This is a genomic window from Lentzea sp. NPDC055074, from assembly GCF_053608005.1.
This window is the reverse complement of record NZ_JBSGUQ010000014.1, coordinates 1-23634: the sequence shown is the minus strand read 5'-3', so window position 1 is coordinate 23634 and position 23634 is coordinate 1. Positions and strand designations below refer to the sequence as shown.

The following is a 23634-nucleotide window of genomic DNA, read 5'->3' as shown; positions in this document are numbered from 1 at the left end:
TGCGGGGCATCGCCGCTTCGCGACGATCGCGATTGGGGCTTGACCTTGAGCCTCTAGCTGGATGCCATATCGGACCTTTAAAAGCTGGGCATAAGAACCCAGCCGATCCCTGCCACGGTCGCATCCAGCCCCTCAAGGTCAAGCCCCAATCGCGCGGTGCCCACCTTTGTCGCCGGTTGCCTGGCGGGGAGAGGTAGGCACGCCTCGGCTTCGCCATTGCCGTTGGTGGCAGGGTGGCTCGCCTTCGGCTTCGCCCGTTCCATGTGGAGGTGGCTCGCCTTCGGCGTTGCCCTGGTGGTTTGGAGTGACGCCTCGGTTCGCCAGTTCCCTTTCGGGAGGGTTGCTCACCCTCGGACCCGCCCTCGGATTTGGCGCTGGAGCCTTTTTCTATGGGTCAGGCCGCTTCCGGGGTGTCGCCGTGGTGCCACAGGCGGGCGTAGGTGCCGTTGGCCGATAAGAGGTCCGCGTGGGTGCCCTGTTCGATTATTCGGCCGTTGGCCAGGACGACTATTCGGTCTGCCCTTGCTGCTGTGGCCAGGCGGTGGGCGACCACGAAGGTGGTCCTGGCGCCTGCCAGGTGGTCGCTGGCTGCCAGGACTGCGGACTCTGTGGCCGGGTCCAGGGCCGCTGTCGCCTCGTCCAGGAGTAGGAGGTCAGGGTTCACCAGTTCTGCTCTCGCCAGGGCCACTAGTTGGCGTTGGCCTGCTGAGAGGTGGTTGCCTCGTTCGCCTACCGGTTGGCGGAAGCCGTTCTGGAGGGTGGCGACCATCGGGAGGGCGCCTACTGCCTCGGTCGCCTTCTGGATCTCTTGTTCTGTTGCTTCTGGGCGGCCGTAGGCGACGTTGGTGGCCAGGTCGCCTCCGAAGAGGTGTGCCTCTTGGGGGACTACGCCCAGGCGTTGGCGGTAGGCGCTCAGGTCGTAGGTTCTGATGTCCCTGCCGTCTACCAGGACTGTGCCTGTTGTGGCGTCGTAGAAGCGGGCTATCAGTTTGACCAAGGTCGACTTGCCCGCGCCTGTTTCGCCTACCAGGGCCACCGTTTCGCCTGCGGGGACGTGGAGCGTCACGTTGTCCAGGGCCGGGGTGTCCGCGCCTGCGTAGGTGAAGCTGACGTTGCGCAGCTCCACCTCGCCCTTCAGGCGGGGCGGGACCGGTGTCGGGGTGGCTGGGGGCTCGACCGTGGTGGGGGTGCGGAGCAGGTCGCCGATTCTGCGCAGGCCCACCCTGGCCTGCTGGTAGCCGTCGAAGACGCCGGACAGTTGCTGGATCGGGCTGAAGAACAGGCCCAGGTAGAGCAGGAACGCCAGCAGGACGCCCGGGGTGAGGCTGCCCGTCGCCACGCGGTGGGCGCCTACTGCCAGGACCACTGCTTGGGCCACGCCGGAGAGCATTGCCACGAAAGGGAAGTACGTGGCGATGTAGCGCTGGGCCCGCAGGCGGGTGCGGCGGTAGGCGTCGCTGCGTTCGGCGAAAGCCTCTGCCGATCGGCGTTCTCTTGTGTAGGCCTGGGAGACGCGGAGGCCCGAGACGTTCTCCTGGAGGTCGGCGTTCACCGCGCTCACCCGTTCGCGGGCTTCCGCGTAGGCGGTGGAGGAGAGGCGTTGGAAGAGCACCGTCGCCGCGGCCAGGATCGGGAGCACCGAGAGGGCTATCAGGGCCAGCGAGGTGTCCGTGACCACCAGGGCCGCGGTGATGCCGACGACCGTGATCAGGCTGATCACCGCGGTGACCAGGCCTGTCTGCAGGAACGTCGAGAGGGCGTCGACGTCCGTCGTCATCCTCGTCATGATGCGGCCGGCCATCTCGCGCTCGTAGTAGTCGAGGCCCAGGCGCTGCAGGTGGGCGTAGCTGCGGACGCGCAGCAGGTAGAGCAGGCGTTCGCCCAGGCGGGCGGCGAAGACCGTGCTGCCCGCCGTCGTCAGCCAGCCGACGACCACCAGGCCCACGCCGAGCGTCACGGCCTGCCACAGGGACGACTCGGCGCCGCCGACCACGCCTCCGTCGATGCCCAGGCGCACCAGTGACGGCATGCCCATGCCCACCAGGGCGTCGAGCACCACCAGGGCAGCCACGCCGCCCAAGGCCCAGCGGACCGGCTTGAGGAGGCGGGCGAGGCGGAAGGCGGGATCTGGTGCCCTCGGGTCCTCGCCGTGCAGGACCGGGACCTCGGTGGCCGGGGGCAGGGAACGGACCTGGGCCAGCAGCTCGGGAGTGGGTGGGCCGCCGGCCAGGGCCGCCATGCCGCCGCCGACGCCTCCGCCGCCACCACCGGCGCCGCGTCTGCCGGACGCGGCCGGGGTCGACGTCTTCGCCTCGGCGATCAGGCGGTCGTCCAGCTCCTGCTGCGACAGCTCCGGCCACAGCTCGCCGGTCTTGACCGGTGCGGCGGACTCGATCGCCTCGCCGGGGCCCGCCAGCAGGTCGCGGTAGAGGGCGCAGCGGGCCGTGAGCTCGGCGTGCGTGCCGATGTCGACCACGCGGCCCGCGTCGAGGACGGCGATGCGGTCGGCCAGGGAGAGCGTGGAACGCCTGTGCGCCACCAGGAGCGTGGTGCGGTTGGCCGTCACCGAGGCCAGCGTCGCGTGGATCGCCGCCTCGGTCGCGTTGTCCACCGCGGACGTCGCGTCGTCCAGCACCAGGATGCGCGGGTCGGAGAGCAGGGCGCGGGCCAGGGCGACGCGCTGGCGCTGGCCGCCGGACAGCGTGAGACCGCGTTCGCCGACCACCGTGTCGTAGCCGAGCGGCAGGGCGTCGATGAAGTCGTGGGCCTCGGCGGCCTTCGCGGCACGCTCGACCTCCTCGCGGGAGGCGTCCGGGCTGCCGTACGCGATGTTCGAGAACACCGTGTCGGAGAAGAGGAAGGCCTCCTCGAACACCACGCCCACCGCGCCGCGCAACGACTCCAGCTTCAGCGTGCGCACGTCCGCGCCGCCCACCCGGACCGAGCCGGTGTGCACGTCGTAGAAACGGGGCAGCAGCAACGACACCGTCGACTTGCCCGAGCCCGCGGTGCCCACCAGCGCCAGCGTCTCGCCCGGCGCGACCGAGATCGAGAAGTCCTGCAGCACCGGCTCGCTGCGGGCATAACCGAAGGACACGCCGGAGAACGACACCCCGAGCGGGCCGTCGGGCACCTCACCGGGCCCGTCCGTCACGTCCGGCTGCGAGTCCATCAGCTCGTACACGCGCTCCACCCCGGCACGGGCCAGCTGCGCGGACACCACCAGGCTCGACAGCAACCGGGTCGGCCCGACGAGGTTCGCCACGTACGTCGTGAACGCCAGGAACGTGCCCAGCGTGACCTGGCCGTGCAACGCCAGCCAGCCGCCCAGGCCCAGCACCGCGACCTGGCCGAGCAACGGCAGCGCCGTCACCGTGGCGAGAGGCTTCGACGACAGCCGCGCGGCCCGCATCCGTTCCGCGAACAGGAACTTCGCGTGCTTCTCCAGCCGGGCGACCTCCCGCGCCTCCTGGCCGAAGCCCTTCACCACGCGGACACCGGTGACGGTCTCCTCCACGTGCTGCGCCAGATCGGCGGCCCGCTGCTGCGCCGACCACGTGGCGGGGAACAGCGTCAGCCGGGTGCGCCCGGCGAGCCACGCCACCAGCGGCAGCACGATCACCGCGATGATCGTCAGCGGGATCGACAGGTAGATCATCGCCGCGAGCGCGGCCAGCGCGAACACCACCGTGCCCACGGCCAGCGGCGCCATCATCAGCAGCGACTGCACCAGCTGCAGGTCGGTGATCGAGCGCGACACGATCTGTCCGGTGCGCATCTCGTCCTGCTTCGCGCCGTCGAGCCGCTGCACCGCCGAGAACACGCCGAGCCGCAGGTCGTGCTGCACGCCCAGCGCCAACCGTCCGCCCAGATAGCGGCGCAGGAACGCGGACCCGAAGGTCAGCACCTCGAGGACGATCAACGCCACCATCAGTGGCCACAGCCGATCGGTGCGGCCGCCCGTCGAGTCGTCGATCGCCGTCTTGAGCAGCAACGGACCCGCTGCCTGAAGACCCACGCCGACGACCGCGGCGAGCAGCGACAGCACCACCAGGCGGGGGTGCTGCCAGCACGCCGCGGTCAGTCGGCGGATCCAGCCCTTCGTCACGGGACCCACAGTACGTTCGGGGTCCGACATAAAACTGTGACGTCAGGAACCGCAGGTCAGGTGATGTCCTTGGCCTGGGTGGCGGCCCAGCCGCCCGCGAACACCACGCCGGCCCAGCCGAGGAACACGATTCCCGACAGCCACCAGTCCTGCGCCCCGACGGCACCGGCGATCGCGCGGAGCACGTCCTCGATCTCCGGCGGCACGACCCCCGCCGCGGACAGGAACATGTCGACGGCGACCGAGCCGGTCAGCCCGTTGATCGACCCGTTCGGCAGGAAGCCGATCACCGCCGGCACCTCGAGGTACGCGAGCACGCCGTGCAGCACGTTCTCGATCACCACGAAGTACAGCAGCAGGAGCACGACCGCCCCCGCGACGTTCGGGACCAGCGCGCCCACGCCCACGCCGAACATCGTCATCAGGATCGACGACAGCACGCAGACGAGCGTCAGCATCACCCAGCCACCGGCGTCCGGCAGCTGGCCCGAGTCGCTCGTCAGCACCACGCCGATGCCCAGGAACAGCATGATCGCGAGGCCGTAGATCGCGCCCCACAGGACGTAGACCAGCATCTTCGCCAGCAACGCGTGCATGCGCGACGGCGCGGTCAGGAACGTGGTGGTGATCGTCCGGCGGCTGAGCTCACCCGAGATCGCCATCGCACCGAAGATCATCGGGAAGATCGTCGAGATGTTGATCGCCCGCGCCATGCCGAACAGCGAGATCTTCCACTGCTCCGGCGTGACGCCGATGAAGTCCGACACCTCGTCGACGTCGCTGCTCGACGCGAGGTCCACGAAGAACTGTCCCAGCAGGCCGGTCGCGAGCCCCCAGCCGAGCGCCAGCACGGCGGTCGGGATCAGCAGACCCCACCACAGCCCGGTCGTCGTGGTCTTGCGGAGCTCCGCCTGTACGAGGTTGCCCATCAGGCCCAACCACCCTGCTGCTGCTGATACGGATTCTGCGGAGCCGGCGCGTACCCGGCGTACTGGCCACTGGTGAGCTGGAAGAACAGTCGCTCGAGGTCGACCTGCTCCTCCTGGATGCCGTAGATCGACACGCCCGCCTGCAACGCGGTGTCGGCGACCTGCCTGGAGTCCACACCGGACACCGCGAGCCTGCCGTCGGGCAGCTGCTCGATGGCCTGCACGCCCGCAGCACGCAGTGCGTTCGCGAGGGCGTTGTGGTCCGACGGCTGCACGAGAACGCGCTTCTGCTGCGACTGCCGCAACTGCTCCAACGGCCCGTAGAACATCGTCTGACCACGCGAGATGATCACGACCTGGTCGACGGTCTGCTCGACCTCCGCCAGCAGGTGGCTGGAGATCAGCACCGTGCGCCCCATGCGCGCGTAGGACTGCAGGAACGTCCGCAGCCACGCGATGCCCTCGGGGTCGAGCCCGTTCGCCGGTTCGTCCAGCACGAGCACCTGGGGGTCGCCGAGCAACGCGGTGGCCAGCGCCAGCCGCTGCTTCATGCCGAGCGAGAACCCGCCCACCTTGCGGTCGGCCGCGGTGCTCAGGCCGACCAGGCCGATGACCTGGTCGGCCTGAGCGTCCGGCACGCCGATGGCCGCCGCGTACACGCGCAGATGGTTGCGGGCGGAACGCGCGGGGTGGAACCCCTGCGCCTCCAGCACCGCGCCCACCACGCGGCCGGGCTGGCCGAGCTGGTGGAACGGGCGTCCGTTGATCGTCGCCGTGCCGGCCGTGGGTTTCACGAGACCCAGCAACATCCGCAGGGTCGTCGTCTTGCCCGCGCCGTTCGGGCCGAGGAAGCCCGTCACGCTGCCGGGTGACACGGTGAAACTCAGGTTCTGCACCGCGGCCACCGGACCGAACTGCTTGGTCAGGTTCTGGACCGCGATGAGGCCGCTGCCGTCATGCATGCGGCCCATCCTGCCTGAAAGGTCACTCCGGCAAGGCGTGCTTGGGACGAGACACGACGGGCGCCCGGTGCACGACCGGTGGACCGTCGGCCAGGACCGGCAGTTCGGTGGTCATCTCGGCCGGTGTCTCCTCCGGCAGTTCGATGACACCTGATCGAGTGAAAGGGTTGCGCAACGGCCGCCGCCGCTCGCGATGGGGCAGTCCCTCGCCGATCAGGTGCTGGTGCGCCATGTTCCAGATCTGGCACGGCCACCGGCGGCGCCGCAGCCAGCCGGGACAGGCCCTGCACCGGCCGTCCTCGTCGGGCTGGTGCACCGTCAGGAGCAGCCGCCAGCCGTCCGCGAGGCGGTGGATCTCCGCGCGGGCCAGCGGAACCAGCGCCTCGGCCTCACCGTGCTCGGCGACCTTGTCCAGCAGTGCCAGGCGTTGCAGCACCGCGTCGCGCAGGGTCTCGTCCATCACATCTTCGCCGTGGCCTGGTCGAGCAAAGAGCCCAGCCGGCGCGTCTGGGTGGCGGACATCACAGCGGTCTCGCCTGGTGGCGTGACGAGCAGAACCCGGTCGTTCTCCACCAGAACGGTCATGGACCTGTCGCGACCGAACGGGTCGTGGCAGTGGATCCATCCCTGTGGTTCAGCCATGGAATCTCCCTTCGAGGGACACCCGACTCCGTCTTCATCGGCCGAACCCCCTGCTCGCCGCACCGCGAACTCGGGAATTCACTCGTTTGCTGGACGAGCCGGACACGGGCAGTGGTCCACTCGGGGAAACTTTCGGGTCGCGTTTCGGTGGGGGTGCTGGGCGCGGTGCGCCAAGGCCCGCTATATTTGGTCACGGCGGCCCCGCTCCCAGTGACCCCCAGGCTGGTTGAGCGCGGCCGCCCTTTATTTTTCCCAAAAAACCTTTCCGTTCTGAGTGCAATCCTGTTGCGCCCTACCCTCTCGTACGCTGTAAGTTCCTCGTACACCGTAAGGGGGAGGAACGATGACTTCGACGACCGAGAAGGCCGTGGTGCACCCGCACCCGCAACGCTGGGCCGTGCTCGGCGTGCTCTGCCTGTCCGTGATGGTCGTGGTGCTGGACAACACCGTGCTCAACGTGGCGATCCCGTCCATCTCCACGGGCCTGGGCGCGAGCACCGCCGACATCCAGTGGATGATCAACGCCTACTCGCTGGCGCTGGCGGGCCTGCTGCTCACGACGGGGTCGCTGAGCGACAGGTTCGGCCGCAAGCGCGCACTTCTGGTGGGCCTGGTGCTGTTCGGCACGGGCAGTGCGGTCGCGGCCTACGCGAGCTCGTCCGAGGCGTTGATCGCGGCCCGCGGCTTCATGGGCATCGGCGCCGCCGTGCTGATGCCGGGCACGCTGGCCGTGCTGATGCAGCTCTTCGACGACAAGGAACGCCCGAAGGCCATCGGCATCTGGGCCGCTGTCACGAGCCTCGGCTTCGCGGCCGGGCCGGTGATCGGCGGCGCGCTGATCAAGCACTTCTGGTGGGGCTCGGTGTTCCTGATCAACGTGCCGGTGGCGGTCCTCGCGGTCGCGGCCGTCGCGATGCTGGTGCCGGAGTCCAAGGACCCGACCGTGCGCAAGCCGGACGTGCTCGGCTCGATCCTGTCGATCATCGGCATGGTGTCGATCGTGTACGCGGTGATCGAGGTGCCGGAGCACGGGTTCGGCTCGGCCGAGTTCGGCGTGCCGGTCGCGATCGGCCTGGTCACGATGACGGGTTTCGCCTTGTGGGAACGGCACACCGCCGACCCGATGCTCGACCTCGGGTTCTTCCGGAACCGCCGTTTCACCGGCGCGGTGGCGTCGGGCGTGCTGGCGGCGTTCGGCATGGCGGGCTCGCTCTTCCTGCTGACGCAACACCTTCAGGGCGTGCTCGGCTACAGCCCGCTGGAGGCGGGTGTGCGGGTGGCACCGATGGCGATCGCGTTGCTCGTCACCAGCAACACGTTGGGGCAGTTGGTGATGAAGCTCGGCGCGGGCACGGCGATGCTGCTGGGCATGACGATCGTCGCGGCCGGCGTGGCGTTGCTGTCGATCGGCACGACCTACCCGCCGACGCTGGCCGGTCTGATCCTGATCGGCGTGGGTGTCGGTGTGTCCCAACCGGTCGCGGTCAACGCGCTGATGGGGTCGATCCCGCCGGAACGCGCCGGCATCGCGTCCGGGCTGTCGGGCACGCTGACGGAGCTGGGCTCCTCGTTCGGCATCGCGGTGCTCGGTGCGCTGCTGTCGGCGCGGTTCGTGGCCTCGTTGCCGGACGGAGTTCCGGGCCGGTCGCTTTCCGAGGCGCTGCACAGCGGCGCGGACATCACCGTCGTGCGCGAGGCGTTCTCCGACGGCATGAGCGTGAGCCTCGTGATCGGGGCGATCGCGGTGTTCCTGGGAGGTGTTGTGGCCAGCGTGTTGCTCAGGCGTGCATAGGATCGTCGGCGTGGACAGCGTCTGGTTCAGCAAACCCCGGCCCAGCAGCGGTCAGCCTCTCGGCCTCAGCCGGGAGGCGATCGTCCGCAAGGCGATGGAGATGCTGGACGAGCACGGCCTGCAGAAGCTGTCCATGCGCAAGCTCGCGGCGGCACTGGGCGCCGCCCCCATGTCGCTGTACTGGCACGTGCCGACGAAGGACGCGCTGATCGAGCTCTGCCTCGACGAGGTCTACGGCGAGTTCACCCTCCCCGATCCCGAGGCCGACTGGGAGACCGCGGTGCGCGGGATGATGCACGAGCTGCGCCAGCTCGCGCTCAAGCACCCGTGGTGGATCCGCGGGATCGGGGAGTTCAACACGTTCGGCCCGAACGCGGTGGCGTACGCGGACGCCATGTTCGAGCCGATGCTGCGTGCCGGGCTCTCGACCGTGGCCGCCGCCCAGTCGATCTCCGCGGTGGGCAGCTTCGTCAACGGGCACGCGATCGCGGAGGTCAACTTCCTCGGGCGCGGCGGGATGGACTCGCCGCCGGACCTGGCGAAGATCGCCGACCTCTACCGGGACGAGCACCCCCGCTACGTCGCGATGCTGGACGAGCCGGACCTGTGGACGCTGGACGGGCAGTTCGAGTTCGGACTGGACTGCGTGATCGACGGCATCAAGGCCCGCGTAGCCGCCCTCAGATAGGCGAAACCCCCGCAGCGGTTCACGCGTGCGGGGGCCTCATTCATTCAGTTGGCTTTCAGACCACGCTCTCGAGCGGCGTGTGCGGCAGACCGGTCGCCTCGGCCACCGGGCCGTTGGTCAGCTGACCGGCGTGCACGTTGAGACCCAGGGCCAACGAACGGTCGTCCTTCAGCGCCCGCGTCCAGCCCTTGTCGGCCAGCGCGACCGCGTACGGCAGCGTCACGTTGGTCAGCGCGTAGGTCGAGGTGCGCGGGACGGCGCCCGGCATGTTCGCGACGCAGTAGAACACCGAGTTGTGGACCTCGTAGGTCGGCTCGGCGTGCGTGGTGGCGCGCGAGTCCTCGAAGCAACCGCCCTGGTCGATGGCGATGTCGACGAGCACCGAACCCGGCTTCATGTCCGCGACGAGCGCGTTCGACACGAGCTTCGGGGCCGCGGCACCGGGGACGAGCACGGCGCCGATGACCAGGTCGGCCTCGCGGACGGCCTGCTCGATGGCGAACGAGTTCGAGGCGAGCGTGCGCAGCCGGCCCTGGAACTGGGCGTCGATCTGGCGCAGGCGGTCGACGTTGGTGTCGAGGATCTGCACGTCCGCGCCCATGCCGACGGCGATGGTGGCGGCGTTGACGCCCGCCACGCCGCCGCCGATGACGACCACGCGGGCCGGGGCGACACCGGGGACGCCACCGGGCAGCACGCCGCGGCCACCGGAGGGCTTCATCAGCGCGAACGCGCCGACCTGCGGGGCCAGCCTGCCCGCGACCTCGGACATCGGGGCGAGCAGCGGCAGCGAGCGGTTCGGCAGCTGCACGGTCTCGTAGGCGATGGCCGTGGTGCCGGACGCGAGCAGCGCCTCGGTCAGCGGCTTGTCGGCGGCGAGGTGCAGGTACGTGAAGAGGGTCTGACCGGCACGGAGACGCGGGTACTCCTCCGCGATCGGCTCCTTGACCTTGAGAACCAGGTCACCCTCGGCCCACACGTCGTTGGCGGTCGCGAGGATCTTGGCGCCCGCGGCGAGGTACTCCTCGTCCGTGATCGCGGAACCGAGACCGGCGCCCTGCTCGACGTAGACGTCGTGCCCGCGGCTGGTCAGCTCGTGCGCACCGGCAGGGGTGAGAGCGACGCGGTACTCGTGGTTCTTGATCTCGCGGGGAACTGCGATCCGCACGATGACTCCTCCGTTCGGTGGCCGACATCTCATAATGTGGGCCAGTCGCGAGGCCATGTCACTGTGCTGGCAGCACTATCTGCCACCCCCTGGTTTGTTCGTCTGGGACAGAGCGACCTGAGCCTCGTTCGCGTTCCCCTGGACCATCCCGCGTTGACACTCGGCGGGGGCCGCACATAGCGTTCGCCGCGGACAACTGAACACCGGCCGCGGCGCGCGAGCGCCAGAACCCGCGTGGGAGAGACCTCGACGAACCGGTCGGGGCGCCGAAGGGGCAAGCTCCCGCACACTCTCAGGCAGCAAGACCACTCGGGGTAGGCAACTCTGCACGGCGGAGGGGGCGCAAGTTTCCTGATCCGTCACAGCCAGAGGAGTCGCCGCCGTGGAGTTCCCCGAGAACCTGCTCTACACCGTCGAGCACGAGTGGGTCGACTGGACGCCGGGCACCCAGGACCCGCTGACCTGCGGAATCACCGAGTACGCCGCCGACGCCCTCGGCGACATCGTGTACATCCAGCTTCCCGAGGTCGGTGCCGAGGTCGTCACCAACGAGGTCTGCGGCGAGCTGGAGTCCACCAAGTCCGTCAGCGACCTGTTCTCGCCCGTCACCGGTGAGGTGATCGAGGTCAACAGCGCCGTCGTGGACGACCCGGCGGTCGTGAACAGCGACCCGTACGGCGCCGGCTGGCTCTTCAGGGTCCGCGTGGACTCGGCGGAGAACCTGCTCACGGCGGCGAAGTACGCCGAGCTCACCAAGTCCGACTGACATGGGCCTGACTGACCGCTCCACCACCACGAAGGACTGATCAGTGGCGATCAGCGTTTTCGACCTCTTCTCCGTCGGCATCGGACCGTCCAGCTCCCACACGGTCGGACCGATGCGCGCGGCCGCGATGTTCGTCGACAAGCTCGGCGACGGAGTGTCCTCAGTGGACCGCGTGCACGTCGAGCTGTTCGGCTCGCTCGGCGCCACCGGACACGGGCACGGCAGTCCCAAGGCCGTGTTCCTGGGTCTCGAAGGCAACCTGCCCGAAGAAGTCGACCCCGCGGCCGCGGCCCACCGCGTCGAAGAGATCATCTCCGGCGGCCGGCTGAAGCTCGGCGGCGCGCACGAGATCGACTTCGTGCACGACCGCGACCTCGTCATGCACCGCCGCAAGTCACTCCCGTTGCACCCCAACGGGATGAGCTTCGAGGCGTTCAGCGGCGGGAAGTCGGTCGAGCACGCCGTCTACTACTCGATCGGCGGCGGTTTCGTCGTCGACGAGAACGCGTCGGGCACCGACCGGATCAAGCCCGACTCGACGCCGTTGGCACACCCGTTCCTGACCGGCGACCAGCTCCTCGCGCGCTGCCGCGAGACCGGCCTGTCGATCAGCGAGATCATGATGGCCAACGAGCTGTCGTGGCGCACGGAAGCCGAGGTCCGCGAAGGACTCCTGCACATCTGGCACGTCATGCAGGAGTGCGTCGAACGCGGCTGCACCGAGCACGGCGTCCTGCCGGGCGGCCTGAAGGTGCGCCGCCGCGCCGCCGAGATGCGCAGGACGCTGGAGAAGGAGCACTTCGTCACCGACCCGCTGCGGGTCATGGACTGGGTGACGCTCTTCGCGCTGGCCGTCAACGAGGAGAACGCGGCAGGCGGCCGTGTCGTCACCGCACCGACCAACGGCGCGGCCGGCATCGTCCCCGCGGTCCTGCACTACTACACGAAGTTCGTGCCGGGAGCGTCCGACGACGGCGTGGTCAGGTTCCTGCTCACGGCGGGCGCGATCGGCGTGCTGTTCAAGGAGAACGCGTCGATCTCCGGCGCCGAGGTCGGCTGCCAGGGCGAGGTCGGCTCGGCCTGCTCGATGGCCGCCGGCGGTCTCGCCGAGGTTCTGGGCGGTACGCCCGAACAGGTCGAGAACGCCGCCGAGATCGCCATGGAGCACAACCTCGGGCTGACGTGCGACCCGATCGGCGGCCTGGTGCAGATCCCGTGCATCGAACGCAACGCCGTCGCGTCCATCAAGGCCATCACGGCTGTGCGCATGGCCTTGCGGGGCGACGGCTCGCACTTCGTGTCGCTCGACAAGGTCATCAAGACCATGCGGGACACCGGCAAGGACATGTCGGTCAAGTACAAGGAGACGGCACGCGGCGGCCTCGCCGTGAACGTCATCGAGTGTTAGGTCAGCGGGCGTCGTAAGCGGCCTGAGCCGCCAGCACGTCCGGCATGCGCGCCTCCAGCAAGTGGATGAGCGCGAGCAGCCTGTCCGCCGTCTCGCGCCCGAGCGGCGTCAGGCTGTAGTCGACGCGCGGCGGGTTCGTGTTCTGGGCTTCCCGGTGCACGAGCCCGTCGCGCTCGAGGGCCTGCAACGTCTGCGAGAGCATCTTCTCGCTGACCCCGTCGACGCGGCGGCGCAGCTCGTTGAAGCGCAGCGGACCGTCCACGAGCACGCCGAGCGTCAGGCCGCCCCACCTGCCCGTGACGTGCTCCAGCGTGGGGCGCGAGGGGCACGCCTTCGCGAACACGTTGTACTCCATAACAGTATCATAGCTGGTCACAACGCTAACTGATAGTAAGTGTGAGAGCTCTCCGCGTCAGGAGAGCTCTCACACACCTCAGAACGGCCAGGTTGCGTTCCGGCACGCCTCGAGCAGGGGGACCATCCTGAACGTCGCGTCCGACAGGCCGCCGAACTCGTGGCGGTGCGCCTTGCCGGTGGCGTACGCGGCGTTGCCGTAGCCACCCAGGTTGAACCCGTAGATCGGCACGTGCGCGGGCACCGCGTCCGAGACGCCCTGCCCCGCGTACCCACCGATCGTCTGCATGTCCGAGATGATGAACACGCGGTCGTGGCCCCGGTAGGAGCGCTTGAGCGACCCGGTGATGTCGGTGCCGTGGCCGACCTCGCCGATGCGCTTCAGGAACCGGTCCACCTCGCGGATCACCGAGGCGCCCCGCTTCACGTCGTGCCGGAACGTGCCGTCCGCGAAGCCGACCACGTCGACCTGCTCGCCCTTCGCTCCCAGTGCGACGCCGAAGACCGCCGCGGCCTTGGCCGGGGTGACCTTCGACCGCGCCGAGATCGTGCGGTGCGTCATCGACGCCGAGGTGTCGACGAGGACCAGCGACCGGCCGGGCAGCGCGGGCAGGTTCGACAGCGACGCCTGCAGCGCCTGGTCCAGGGCGTGGCCCCAGCGCAGGCTCGGCGCCGCCTCGTAGGCGGACAGGAAGCGGAACGGGAACTGTCGCGAGCGCGCGACCTGGCCCGGGTCCGCCAGGCGTGCCGCGACGGCGGCCGCGGCCTCGTCGGACATGCCGGCCTCGTCGAAGTTCCTGAGGTTCCGGACGAGCGCCATGTAGCCCATCGACGGTGCCAGCGCCTCCCACACCTCACGGGTGAGCGGGCCCTGCAGCCATCCGGACACGGCCTCCCACGTCATGCCGGCGGAACGCAGCACGCCCACCGCGTCGGGACGCGAGAACAACGCGCGGCGCTGCTCGACCGGCCACGCCATGAGCTCCCGACGGGCCGCGACCACGCGCAGGCCCTCGGGCACGGCGGCGTCCGCGTCACGGCGCCGGTCCAGGACGTGCTGGAACAGCGCGCCCTGCCACGGTGCGGCAGGAGAGGGGTGGGCGAGGTTCAGCACGTCGGCCATGCGGAAGCCGCGGGCGTCGCTGTCCCACTTCAGGACGGCGCGCTCGTTGTAGAGGCGTCCGACGGCGTCGGCGATGCCGCGCTTGACCGGCTTCGGCACGCTGCGGCCGTGCTTGCCCGTCCAGTAGGCGAGCAGTTCGCCCGGCTCGTCGGCCCGCTGCAGCACGGAGTCCACGACGGCACGGTTGGTGACGCCCGCGGTGGACTCGAACAGGAGCCGCGCGTACACGAACTCCGCCGCGCCCACGAGCGACGCCGTGCGCATGTTGGCCTCGTTGCGCAGCCACGCGAGCAGGCGGGCGGTCCACTCGGGATCCGCCAGCGCCGCGGCGTGCACGAGCCGGGTGAAGCGGTCGTCGCGCTTGCTGCCGGACTCGTAGAAGGTGTCCTCGCCGCCCATGTTCGACACGGCGAGCAGGAACAGCTCGGACTTCGTGTCGCGCGCGTAGCCGTCGCCGCCCTCGTAGGTCCGGCCGGTCGGTTCCTGCGCCGTGGCGACCGGGCTGGTGCCCGCCGGACGTGCGCGGAAGATGTTGAACTTCGCCATCGGCTCTTCCCCCTCAGGACAAATAGAAAGGGAGCCCACAAATCCACGCGTGTCCGAGATCAAGGTCGCGGAAGGTACGTTGCTGCTCTGCCAGATTGAGCTACAGCCGGTTTCCCGTCTGGCGGGATTCGAACCCGCAACCCGCCCATTAACAGTGGAAGTAACCCTCTGCTTCGCACCGGACACGTGTGAAGTTGTGTGCTCCCTGTTTCCATACAACCACGCCGCACCAGCGATTTAACTGCGTGAGGTGTGGAGTTTGTGGACGCCCGAGATCAAATCACGGAAGGTGACGTGCCCACCGGGGTGAGCAGAGACCGGCCGGAGCCGGCCTCAGGAGTTGAACCTGAGAATTCACCGAAGTAACCCTCCGCTGCGCACCGGGCGCACATTCATACAACCACACCGCGCAAAGGGTTTTCCTAAGGCGCCGCCTTCACGAGCCGGCGCAGGAGGTAGAAGAGTCCGACGGTCAGCAGGAATCCGACGGCGCTGATCATCACGATCTGCTCGACGGTGTCGGCCTGCGACCCCGCGAACACGTAGGCGGCGCAGATCGGCAGCGTTCCGACGAGTGTGAACGACATGAACGTCCGGAACGACACCCTGGACACCCCGGCGGACACCGACACGGTCTCCGCCATCATCGGGATGCCGCGCGCCACCCCGAAGAACCAGGGGCCGAACTGACGCCCCCAGCGCCGCATCTCGGTCAGCTCCTCGATGGTCACCACCCGGCGCACCAGCCACGGGCCCGCGAACCGGCCCAGGGCGTACCCTGCGGCAGAGGAACCCAGGGATCCGACGACCGCGAGTGCCAGCCCGAAGGGCAGGCCGAGTGCCGTTCCCGCCAGCACGATGAGCGGCGTGGACGGCACGGGCAGCAGCACGTCCACGACGAGCAGGCCGAAGATCGCCGCCGCCGCCCACACCGGGTCGATGCCACGCACCCACGTGACGACGCCGTCGAAGTCGATGAGGTCCAGTGCCTCGAACACGATCCAGCTCAGCAGCACGAAGCCGAGCACGACGGCCGGTATCCACTTCCACCGAACGCCCGTCTCATAACTCATCGGGTGATGGTCGCCCACGTCGATCCGCCGGACAATCCGCCAGTGGCGCAGGTTCCGCGAAGGGACACACATGAGTGACGATCTCGTGCCTTTTCTCGGGCACTGGGTGCTCGACCCGGCACGCTCCGCTTACACCGGCGGCACGCCGCCGCGCAGCGGTCACTACGACCTGAGGCTCGAGAACGACAGGCTGGTCGTCACCATCGAGGGCGTGCTGGGGTCCGGTGACCCGATCCGCACCGGGTACACATTGGACCTGTGGCAGGACACGCCGATGAGCGTCGGCCACGTCGACCGCGTGCGCACGGTGGTGGAACCGCGCCGCTTCTGCACGATCGCGTACGCGGGGGCGCAAGCGGTTGCGCGTGCCTGGCGGGTGCTCGGTCACCTCAACGAGATGACGGTCGTCCAGTCCGCACCGGATGCGTTCGGCGTGTGGCGCGACGACGTCTCCGTCTACCGCAGACAGTTCTAGTGGTGTGGCCTGGAACGTTGCCGGGGGGATCCGCGGTCAGACGGGTGCATCGTGGTGCCGCCCCCACGTCCTCGTACTGGTTGTACGGGGGCGTGGGGGCGGTGCCGCGAGGTGCCCTGCTGAGCGTGGACTACCTCGCCGACGTTCCTGGTCACACCACTAGGTACGTAACTCAGGTGCGTGGTCTGAGCACCGTGACGACGACGCGCAGGCCCAGCAGCACCGCGATGATCAGCAGGTTGTAGCCGAGCACCTGGTGCAGCCCGACGTCCGCCGCGATCTGCGGGCCGCCGGTCGACCCGAGCAGGAGCACGGCCATGACGCCGGCGGTCGCGCCCAGGGCGGTCAGCATCACCTGGTGCAGCAGGCCCGTGACGAACGACCTGTCGCGCTCGTCCGCGAACAGCCTCATCGACATGCTCAGGCGGCCCTGCTCCACCGCCCCGGTGATCCGGTCGATCCGCCGCGGCAGCCGGCGCAGCATCGGCAGCACGGCCTGCAGCTCCTCGGCCATGGTCCGCTGCACCGACTCCGGCGTGAGCCGGTCGGAGATCTGCTCGGCGGCGAACGACCGCGACTCCACGACGATGTTGAAGCCCGGCGCGAGCACCGCCAGCGTGCCCTCCAGCGTCGCGAGGGCCCGGAAGACGGCCGCGATCTCCGGCGGGATGCTCAGGCCGAACCGCGACACGATCAGGAACAGGTCGCCGAACATCTCCACGTCCGGCCTCATGCCCGCGCCGAGGTGCCGGGCCATGAACTGCCCGAGCGCGCGCTCCAGCCGTTGCTCGTCGATGTCCTCGGGCCGTGAGGTCAGCTCCAGCAACGCGTCCGTGAGGCCCGCCGGGTCACTGCGGTCGATCGCCAGCAGCAGCCGTTGCAACGCGGAGCGCAGCGCGGAGTCGATCCGCCCGACCGAGCCGAAGTCGAGCAGGCCGAGGCGTCCGTCGGCGAGCAGCAGCACGTTGCCGGGGTGCGGGTCGGCGTGGAAGACGCCGTCGAGCATCACCTGGCGCAGCACGAACCGCAGCAGCGTGCGCGCGAGGCTCTCGTTCTCCGACGCGCCGCGCAACGGCACGCCGTCGAGGCGGTCCATGACGAGCACGCGGGACGTCGACAGGTGGACGTGGGGCAGTCCGACGGACGAGTCCGAGGCCGCGGCGACGGTCGTGATGTTGCGGGCCTCGATCTTGAAGTCGAGCTCCTCGCGCAACGCGGCGGCGAACCCCGCCGCCAGGTCGCGGATGCCGAGCGCGGCACCCCAGCGCGTGCGTTGCAGCTTCTCGGCGAGCCGCGTGACGATGTCCAGGTCACCTTCGGCGGTGGCGCGGACGTCCGGCCGTTGCACCTTCACGACGACCTCGGCGCCGGACTTCAGCACGGCCCGGTGCACCTGCGCGATCGACGCGGCCGCCAGGGGTTCGGGATCGACCTCCCGGAACGCGTCGAGGCCCACCTCGGCGTCGAGCACCGCCTGGACCTGGTCCCACCTCGCCGCGGGCACCTTGTCCTGCAGGAGGCTCAGCTCGTCGACGAAGTCCTGGGGCAGCAGGTCGGCGCGGGTGGACAGCACCTGGCCGAGCTTCACGAACGTGACGCCGGCGTCCTGCAACGCGAGCCGCAGCGACCGGGAGAGTCCGGTGGAGGTCCGCTCGCGGCCGCGCAGGTAGGGGCCGAGGCCGTGCCGGACCGCGATCGCGGTGATCCGCGAGTACCGCCGGGTGCGTGCGACGCGGCGGCGCAGCATGCCCCACCACTCGGTGGGCGGCGGGATCGAGCCGGTCGGCACGATGATCTCGGCGAACGCCAGCAGGCCGATCACCACGAGGATCGACAGCCCGAGCTGGACGGTGACCAGGGCGGCGGACGGCTCCGTGCTCGTCTCGCCGAAGATCGTCGTCGCGATGGACATCGCGAGCGCGCACATCAGCGCGGTGCGGATCAGGCCGACGCGCAGGCCGAGGATCCGCCGTGCGGCCAGGGCCATGCCCAGGACCAGCAGCAGGAACGTGATCGGGAAGCCGATCGTGTAGACGAGGAAGTCCCCCATGATCGGCAGCCTAGGTGGTGGGAGCTGAGGGCCACCGGCTGAACGCCACCGGCTGTTCCAGCACTACGGCGGTGCGCTGGAACAACCGGTGACGCGGTCAGGGGGTCAGAAGTCGAAGACCTTGCCGGTGTAGGCGCGCAGCACGCACGGGTTCGAGAACACCTGCTGGAAGTCGATCCTCTTCGTGCGCCACTTGCCGCGCAGGGTCGCCTTGGTCGGGTTCAGCTCCATCGTGCACATCGCGCCGGTCTCTTCCAGTCTGCGGAAGTCACCTTCGACGGGCATGAGCTGGTCGCACGCCTGTGCGGCGTTGCGGTGCAGTCCGCCTGCGGGTTCGCAGTTCAGCTGCGTGGTGCTGAGCGTGCCCATCTCCGGTTGTACCGACAGCACCAGGCCGGATGCGGGGAGGAGGGGCGCTGTCAAAGGCGCTGCGTGTGCCGTCGCGGGGATGAGCGGGGCGGCGAGCGCGAGACAGGCAAACAAGATTCGGGTCCTTGCCATGCCAACACTCTGGCGCGGCAAGGACCCGGAACTCCAACCAACTGAGCGGTAAACACCACATCGTGTAAACCGCCGAAAGTGCGTGCAACTAGACGCCGGTCAGTTCCGTCCCGGCGAGCGCGGCGGCGACCTGCTTACCCACCGCAGCCATTCCCTTGGCGTTCGGGTGAACCGGGAACGCGAGGCTCGTCGGGATGATGCCCTCGACCCACTTGTCCCACGGTGCCGCACACGTATCGCGACCGGAACTGATGTCGTAGGGGTTCACGAACGTGGCACCGGCCGCTTTCGCTTGTGCGCCGAGCATTCCGTTGAGCTGCTTCTGCACGTTGTCGAGGTACGGCACGTCGCCCCGGGAGATCGGGACGATGGGCCAGCAGCCGCCGGACGACGGCAGGATGCGCAGGTAGCCCACGACGACGATCTTGGCCTTCGGGCTGCGCTGCTTGATGCCCGCGAGCACGGCGGCCACCTTGGCGGAGGTGGCGTCGACGCGCTGGGCCAGCGAGTCGCCGTAGCTCGCCTTGCAGGGAGCGCCGTTCGGGTCGAGCACGCTCTTGCCGGCGCAGGTCAGGATGATGTCGGAGAAGCCGATGTCGTTGCCGCCGATGGACACCGTGACGAGGTCCGTGTCGGCCTTCAGGGCGGAGAACTGGGTCACGGACTGGCCGGGGATGCCCGACTGGACGCCCGCCATGTCCTTGGTCTGCGCGCCACCGCAGGAGATGTCGGTGAAGTTCGCGATGCCGAGCCTCTTCGCGAGGACGGACGGGTAGTTCTGAGTGGACTTGAAGCAGCTCAGCGGATCGAGCCGCTGCAGGGGGATGAACGGTCCCGACACGAACGAATCTCCGAGCGAGACGTAGTTCCGGTACTGCGGGGCGGCGCTGGCGTGCGGTGCCACCATGGCCGCGATCAGGGCCGTGAGCAGGGAAACAACAGTCACTCGGCGCGTCATTGCTACCTCGTTACTGAAGAGTAGGAACGTAGGACGAAGGGTGACCGGACCATTGCGCAGTGTCAATCCCTCGACCAGGCTGGAACGATGACGGGGGTACGCAAAGTAGCGGCGGCATCGGCGGTCGGTAACACGATCGAGCTGTACGACTTCCTGCTCTACGGCACGGCTTCGGCGCTCGTGTTCGACAAGATCTTCTTCCCGCAGTTCGACTCGCGCGTCGGTGTGCTGCTCGCGTTCGCGACGTTCGGCGCCGGCTTCTTCGCCCGACCGCTCGGCGGAGCGGTGATCGGGCACCTGGGGGACCGGATCGGGCGTCGCCCGATGCTCGTGATCACTCTTTCGGTGACAGGGGTGTCGACGGCGGCGATCGGCCTGCTGCCGACCTACGCCCAAGTCGGGATTCTCGCGCCGTTGTTGTTGGTGCTGCTGAGGATCGTGCAGGGCTTCTTCATGGGCGGCGAGCAGGGCGGCGCGTCGCTGATGGCCGTCGAGCACGCGCCGCCGGGGCGGTGGGGCTGGTACGGCAGCTGGGTGTTCATCGGGTCGCCGGTCGGGCTCGTGCTCGCGAACCTCGCGATGTACCTGTCCTCGCGCGCGTCCGGGCCGGAGTTTCTGAGCTGGGGCTGGAGGGTGCCGTTCCTGTTCTCGATCGTGCTGGTCGGGATCGGGCTCTACATCCGGTTGCGCGTGACGGAGTCGCCGCGGTTCGCGCGGGCGGAGAAGGCGCGGCTGCCGATCGCCGAGGTGCTGCGCGACCGGTGGCGCGTGGTGCTGCTGGGCGCCGGCGTGAACCTCGGCTTCACGATCTTCATTTACGTGCTGAGCGTGTTCATGATCGGGTACGGGCGCACGGCGCTGAAGATCTCCGCGGACGACCTGCTGATCGCGACCGTGGTGGGGTCGATGGCGCAGGTCGTCGCCGTGCCCGCGTTCGCACTGCTGTCGGACCGGATCGGACGGCTGCCGGTGATGTTCGGCGGGGCGATCTTCCAGGCCGGGTTCGCGTTCCCGTTGTTCTGGCTGACGGACTCGGGCTGGTTCACCTTCGCGATGGTGCTCGGGTTCGTGGGCTCCGCCGCGTTGTTCGGTCCGTCGGCCGCCTACTTCGCCGAGCTGTTCCGGACCCGCGTGCGGTACAGCGGCGTGGCGTTGAGCTTCCAGCTGGGCGCGGTGCTCGGCGGCGGGCTCGCGCCGTTGGTCGCGCAGTCGTTGCTGCGCACCGGAACCTGGGCCATCGCGCTGTACCTGATCTGCGGTGCCGTGCTGTCCGGGGTGTGCCTGCTGGTGATCGGGTCAGCGCACGAGGCGGAGCCGGCGGGTGGCGAGTCCGATGCTCAGCCGCTGGCCCCAGCTCAGCCGTAGCGCGTCGCTCTCGATGCCGTCGCCGAACGCCACCAGGCCGTCGGACTCGACGTCGACGTCCAGCGGCTGGTCGGTGATCTCGCCCTCGGTGTGGGTGATGCCGGTGCTGGGTGACGACCACGCTTCCCGGACGAACCAGACGAGGCGGTGCTCGGTCGGCTGCGGGAGGGTGAGCGGGCTCTTCCTCTCCCGGTGGGCGGAACTGCACCAGCCCGTCGCACCCGTGCCGCTGCCGACGAGGATGCCGGACGAGGCCTGGCGTTCGTTCGCGATGCGGTAGCGGCTGGTCTGGTGGCTCGGGTGGCCGACGTAGATCTCGTTGAGGGCGTAGAGGGTCTGGCCGTCGTCCGACCTGGCCTCGACCATCGTGCGGTCCTCGGTGTCGTTCGTGCTGTGCAGGAGTTCCGCGGCCTCGGACGGGGAGTGCCGGGCGAGCACGCCCCTGTCCGGGTTGATGCCGATCACGGGCTGGCCGTCGAGGTACTTGGCGACGTTGGCGACCAGCCCGTCCTGACCGACGATGACGACTACGTCCTCGGGCGCGAACAGGAACCGCGACAGGTCTTCCCGCTCGACGACGCCACGGCGCCAGTCCAGCGGGATCGCGGCGCCGACGTCTCCCAACGCCCTCCTGGCCTGTTCGTCACGTTCCACCACCTCGTCCAGAGTCCTGTTGCGGGACTTGAGGAAGAACTCGACCTGCCCTCGCGTCCCGTGTCGTGCCAACAACTCTGTCAGCTCGGTGCGCCTGTGCACCAGCACGATTCGCGGCGCGAGGCTCATCGCGCGAGCCGGTTCAGGATGGGCTGGATGATGTCCGGGGTCAGGGTGATGCTGCCGATCTCCGGGAGGTTGCCCGCCAGTTCCTTGGCCGCCAGGGCGTAGAGGGTGCTCTGCGGGATCTCCTTGTAGGCGTCGAGCCTCGCCTTCTCGCCCGCGGCTTCGGCCTCCGCCAGCTTGCGGATGCCGTCGGCCTTGGCGTCGTCGGCGATTCTGCTCGCCCTGGCGTGGTCTTCGGCCTTCTTCAGGGCGTTGGCGCCTCGTTGGACGACCAGGAGCTCTTCCCGCTTTGCGAGCTCGATCTGGTTCTGGAGCTCGTTCTCGCTGATGGCTCGTTCTCGTTCCACCGCGATGGCCCGGCGTTCGTAGGTGGCCTTGTCGGCCTCCTGCTGGACTCGTTCCCTGACGGTGGTCTGGAGAGCCTTCTCCAGGTCTGCGTCCGGGCGGATGGCGACCACTCGGACGTCGATGATCTCCAGGCCGATGTGGTCCGCCTTCAGGTTCTCGGCCACTGCCTGCTTGACCCGTTCCACACCTGTCTCGAGGGCGGTTTCCAGGGTCGCCGTGCCCAAGGTCTTGAGGGCGTGCTGCTGGGTGCTCTCGGTGAGGGTGTTCGCGATCTGGCTCAGCGGGTCCTGGCGCCAGGTTCCCGTGTCCGGGTCGATCGAGAAGTCGATCCTCGCGGTGGCCGTCTCCGGGCTGGCGCAGCGGTAGGTGACGGTCAGCTGGACCGTCACGTCCTGGTAGTCCTGTGTTCGGGCGTGGAAGAGCATCGGGAGCTCTCGGTCGTCCATGGGGACCTCGCTCAGGACCGCGGTTCTGGGGCGGAACCAGAAGCTCAGGCCCGTGCCCTCGTGGATGATCTCGCCCTTCCGGACGTGTCGGATGTGGACGGTGGGGGCTCCTCTGAGGTGGCGGAGTCCCGGGTAGGTGCTGATGTCGGCCATGCTGCTCGTCTCCTTGTCGTCAAACTGACGATAAGCCTATACTGCCGTGGTGTACGAGCCAAGTGATTTCCCTCCCTTCGCTGTCACGGTCGACCTCGTGGTGCTGACCGTGCGGGGGGATGCGTTGTGCGCGCTGCTGGTTCGGCGGGGGGAGGAGCCGTATCTCGGGCAGTGGGCGCTGCCCGGGGGGTTCGTTCGGGTTGACGAGTCCGTCGACGCCGCTGCCGGTCGGGAGCTCGCTGAGGAGACCTCGGTTTCCGGGCTGCATCTCGAGCAGCTGGGGACGTACGGGGAACCTGGGCGGGATCCTCGGATGCGGGTGGTCTCTGTCGCCTACCTGGCGTTGGCGCCTGATCTTCCTGTGCCTGTGGCCGGGAGTGATGCCGCTGCCGCGTCCTGGGTCGCGGTGGAGGAGGTTTCCGGGCTGGCCTTCGACCACGCTCGGATCTTGAGCGATGGGGTGGAGAGGGCTCGGGCCAAGCTGGAGTACACGGCTTTGGGGACTGCGTTTTGTGCTTCGGAGTTCACCGTGGCCGAGTTGCGGAGGGTTTACGAGATCGTTTGGGGGGTTTCTTTGGATCCTCGCAACTTTCATCGGAAAGTTACTGGGGTGGATGGGTTTTTGGTGCCTTCCGGGGGGAGTACCAGTCGGGATGGGGGGCGGCCGGCTGCTTTGTACCGGCGGGGGGAGGTTGGGGTGTTGAGTCCTCCGTTGGTTCGGGCGCCTGGTCCGTAGGGTGGTGCTGTTGCGTGCGGCGGGTTGCTGTTGCGTGCTTCCCCTGGGGGCTCTGCCCCCAGACCCCCGGCAATCTGATCAGGGCGCCAGCGCTGCCGGTGGTAGATGGCACGCCTGTTGCTTGGAGCGGCTGCCTGTTGATTTGAATGGTGGCGTCGGCGGTGGGGTCCCATCACGAGCCGAGCCAAGAGCGGGCCACATGGAGGTAGGGGTGTCAACTCGACGAAAAGCGTGTCGAGTTGTAAACCCAAACACCCAACACC

The 23634-nt window shown here is 68.9% G+C and carries 21 protein-coding genes and 1 riboswitch; of the genes, 7 read left to right on the top strand and 14 right to left on the bottom strand.

Annotated features, from left to right (window positions below):
- Positions 1-394: 394 nt before the first annotated feature.
- From ACWF7A_RS28205 to ACWF7A_RS28185, 5 genes are read right to left on the bottom strand one after another with little or no spacing between them, the layout of a single operon-like run.
- Complete coding sequence (locus ACWF7A_RS28205; RefSeq protein WP_452253504.1) at positions 395-4138, bottom strand: ABC transporter ATP-binding protein; 3744 nt, start codon at positions 4136-4138, stop codon at positions 395-397.
- Positions 4139-4164: 26 nt separating this feature from the next.
- A complete protein-coding gene (locus ACWF7A_RS28200) occupies positions 4165-5037 on the bottom strand; it encodes an ABC transporter permease subunit (RefSeq protein ID WP_452253503.1) in 873 nt (290 codons plus the stop codon).
- Positions 5037-5999, bottom strand: a complete 963-nt coding sequence (locus tag ACWF7A_RS28195) for an ABC transporter ATP-binding protein (RefSeq protein ID WP_452253502.1) — start codon at positions 5997-5999, stop codon at positions 5037-5039. The genes ACWF7A_RS28200 and ACWF7A_RS28195 overlap by 1 nt, the downstream gene beginning before the upstream one ends.
- A gap of 22 nt (positions 6000-6021) precedes the next feature.
- A complete protein-coding gene (locus ACWF7A_RS28190) occupies positions 6022-6459 on the bottom strand; it encodes a hypothetical protein (RefSeq protein ID WP_452253501.1) in 438 nt (145 codons plus the stop codon).
- The gene (locus ACWF7A_RS28185) at positions 6459-6641 is read right to left on the bottom strand and encodes a hypothetical protein (protein WP_045312139.1); all 183 of its coding nucleotides are present in this window, start codon (positions 6639-6641) and stop codon (positions 6459-6461) included. The genes ACWF7A_RS28190 and ACWF7A_RS28185 overlap by 1 nt, the downstream gene beginning before the upstream one ends.
- Before the next feature lie 343 nt (positions 6642-6984).
- On the opposite strand from ACWF7A_RS28185, the gene ACWF7A_RS28180 reads away from it, so the two are divergent.
- Together ACWF7A_RS28180 and ACWF7A_RS28175 are read left to right on the top strand one after the other, a co-directional pair.
- A complete protein-coding gene (locus tag ACWF7A_RS28180) occupies positions 6985-8433 on the top strand; it encodes an MFS transporter (RefSeq protein ID WP_452253500.1) in 1449 nt (482 codons plus the stop codon).
- Between the two features lie 10 nt (positions 8434-8443).
- Entirely contained in the window at positions 8444-9121 is a 678-nt protein-coding gene (locus tag ACWF7A_RS28175) for a TetR/AcrR family transcriptional regulator (RefSeq protein ID WP_452253499.1), read from the top strand.
- A 55-nt stretch (positions 9122-9176) separates the two neighbouring features.
- On the opposite strand, the gene ald is transcribed toward ACWF7A_RS28175, so the two are convergent.
- The gene (gene ald / locus ACWF7A_RS28170; protein WP_452253498.1) at positions 9177-10289 is read right to left on the bottom strand and encodes an alanine dehydrogenase; all 1113 of its coding nucleotides are present in this window, start codon (positions 10287-10289) and stop codon (positions 9177-9179) included.
- Between the two features lie 225 nt (positions 10290-10514).
- Positions 10515-10607: riboswitch (glycine riboswitch) on the top strand.
- A 64-nt stretch (positions 10608-10671) separates the two neighbouring features.
- Between ald and gcvH the strand changes: the two genes are divergently transcribed.
- Both gcvH and ACWF7A_RS28160 read left to right on the top strand, forming a co-directional pair.
- Complete coding sequence (gene gcvH, locus ACWF7A_RS28165) at positions 10672-11055, top strand: glycine cleavage system protein GcvH (protein ID WP_452253497.1); 384 nt, start codon at positions 10672-10674, stop codon at positions 11053-11055.
- A 43-nt stretch (positions 11056-11098) separates the two neighbouring features.
- Positions 11099-12463, top strand: coding sequence for an L-serine ammonia-lyase (locus tag ACWF7A_RS28160; protein ID WP_452253496.1), 1365 nt, complete (start codon positions 11099-11101; stop codon positions 12461-12463).
- Position 12464: 1 nt separating this feature from the next.
- On the opposite strand, the gene ACWF7A_RS28155 is transcribed toward ACWF7A_RS28160, so the two are convergent.
- The 3 genes from ACWF7A_RS28155 to ACWF7A_RS28145 all read right to left on the bottom strand — a co-directional run bounded on the left by ACWF7A_RS28155 (position 12465) and on the right by ACWF7A_RS28145 (position 15559).
- Positions 12465-12818: a winged helix-turn-helix transcriptional regulator gene (locus tag ACWF7A_RS28155; protein ID WP_452253495.1), complete on the bottom strand. Its 354-nt coding sequence runs from the start codon at positions 12816-12818 to the stop codon at positions 12465-12467.
- 78 nt (positions 12819-12896) lie between these two features.
- A complete protein-coding gene (locus tag ACWF7A_RS28150) occupies positions 12897-14486 on the bottom strand; it encodes a TROVE domain-containing protein (protein WP_452253494.1) in 1590 nt (529 codons plus the stop codon).
- Positions 14487-14908: 422 nt separating this feature from the next.
- On the bottom strand, positions 14909-15559 hold the full coding sequence (locus ACWF7A_RS28145) for a TVP38/TMEM64 family protein (protein ID WP_452253493.1): 651 nt from the start codon (positions 15557-15559) through the stop codon (positions 14909-14911).
- A 70-nt stretch (positions 15560-15629) separates the two neighbouring features.
- On the opposite strand from ACWF7A_RS28145, the gene ACWF7A_RS28140 reads away from it, so the two are divergent.
- Entirely contained in the window at positions 15630-16034 is a 405-nt protein-coding gene (locus ACWF7A_RS28140) for a hypothetical protein (protein ID WP_452253492.1), read from the top strand.
- Between the two features lie 172 nt (positions 16035-16206).
- Here the strand turns inward: ACWF7A_RS28140 and ACWF7A_RS28135 are convergent, their stop codons facing one another.
- The 3 genes from ACWF7A_RS28135 to ACWF7A_RS28125 all read right to left on the bottom strand — a co-directional run bounded on the left by ACWF7A_RS28135 (position 16207) and on the right by ACWF7A_RS28125 (position 19543).
- Positions 16207-18084 (bottom strand): ABC1 kinase family protein, encoded by a 1878-nt coding sequence (locus ACWF7A_RS28135; RefSeq protein WP_452253491.1) that lies wholly within the window; start codon positions 18082-18084, stop codon positions 16207-16209.
- A 105-nt stretch (positions 18085-18189) separates the two neighbouring features.
- Complete coding sequence (locus ACWF7A_RS28130; protein ID WP_452253490.1) at positions 18190-18507, bottom strand: SSI family serine proteinase inhibitor; 318 nt, start codon at positions 18505-18507, stop codon at positions 18190-18192.
- 166 nt (positions 18508-18673) lie between these two features.
- On the bottom strand, positions 18674-19543 hold the full coding sequence (locus tag ACWF7A_RS28125; RefSeq protein ID WP_452253489.1) for an SGNH/GDSL hydrolase family protein: 870 nt from the start codon (positions 19541-19543) through the stop codon (positions 18674-18676).
- Between the two features lie 87 nt (positions 19544-19630).
- On the opposite strand from ACWF7A_RS28125, the gene ACWF7A_RS28120 reads away from it, so the two are divergent.
- Positions 19631-20908 carry an MFS transporter gene (locus ACWF7A_RS28120; RefSeq protein ID WP_452253488.1) on the top strand — a complete coding sequence of 426 codons (1278 nt, stop codon included), beginning with the start codon at positions 19631-19633 and terminating at the stop codon, positions 20906-20908.
- On the opposite strand, the gene ACWF7A_RS28115 is transcribed toward ACWF7A_RS28120, so the two are convergent.
- Together ACWF7A_RS28115 and ACWF7A_RS28110 are read right to left on the bottom strand one after the other, a co-directional pair.
- Positions 20840-21691 (bottom strand): hypothetical protein, encoded by an 852-nt coding sequence (locus tag ACWF7A_RS28115; protein WP_452253487.1) that lies wholly within the window; start codon positions 21689-21691, stop codon positions 20840-20842. The two genes, ACWF7A_RS28120 and ACWF7A_RS28115, sit on opposite strands and share 69 nt — an antisense overlap.
- A complete protein-coding gene (locus tag ACWF7A_RS28110; protein ID WP_452253486.1) occupies positions 21688-22635 on the bottom strand; it encodes an SPFH domain-containing protein in 948 nt (315 codons plus the stop codon). Before ACWF7A_RS28110 ends, ACWF7A_RS28115 begins: the two co-directional genes overlap by 4 nt.
- 49 nt (positions 22636-22684) lie before the next feature.
- On the opposite strand from ACWF7A_RS28110, the gene ACWF7A_RS28105 reads away from it, so the two are divergent.
- Positions 22685-23371 carry an NUDIX hydrolase gene (locus ACWF7A_RS28105; RefSeq protein WP_452253485.1) on the top strand — a complete coding sequence of 229 codons (687 nt, stop codon included), beginning with the start codon at positions 22685-22687 and terminating at the stop codon, positions 23369-23371.
- Positions 23372-23634 lie beyond the last annotated feature (263 nt).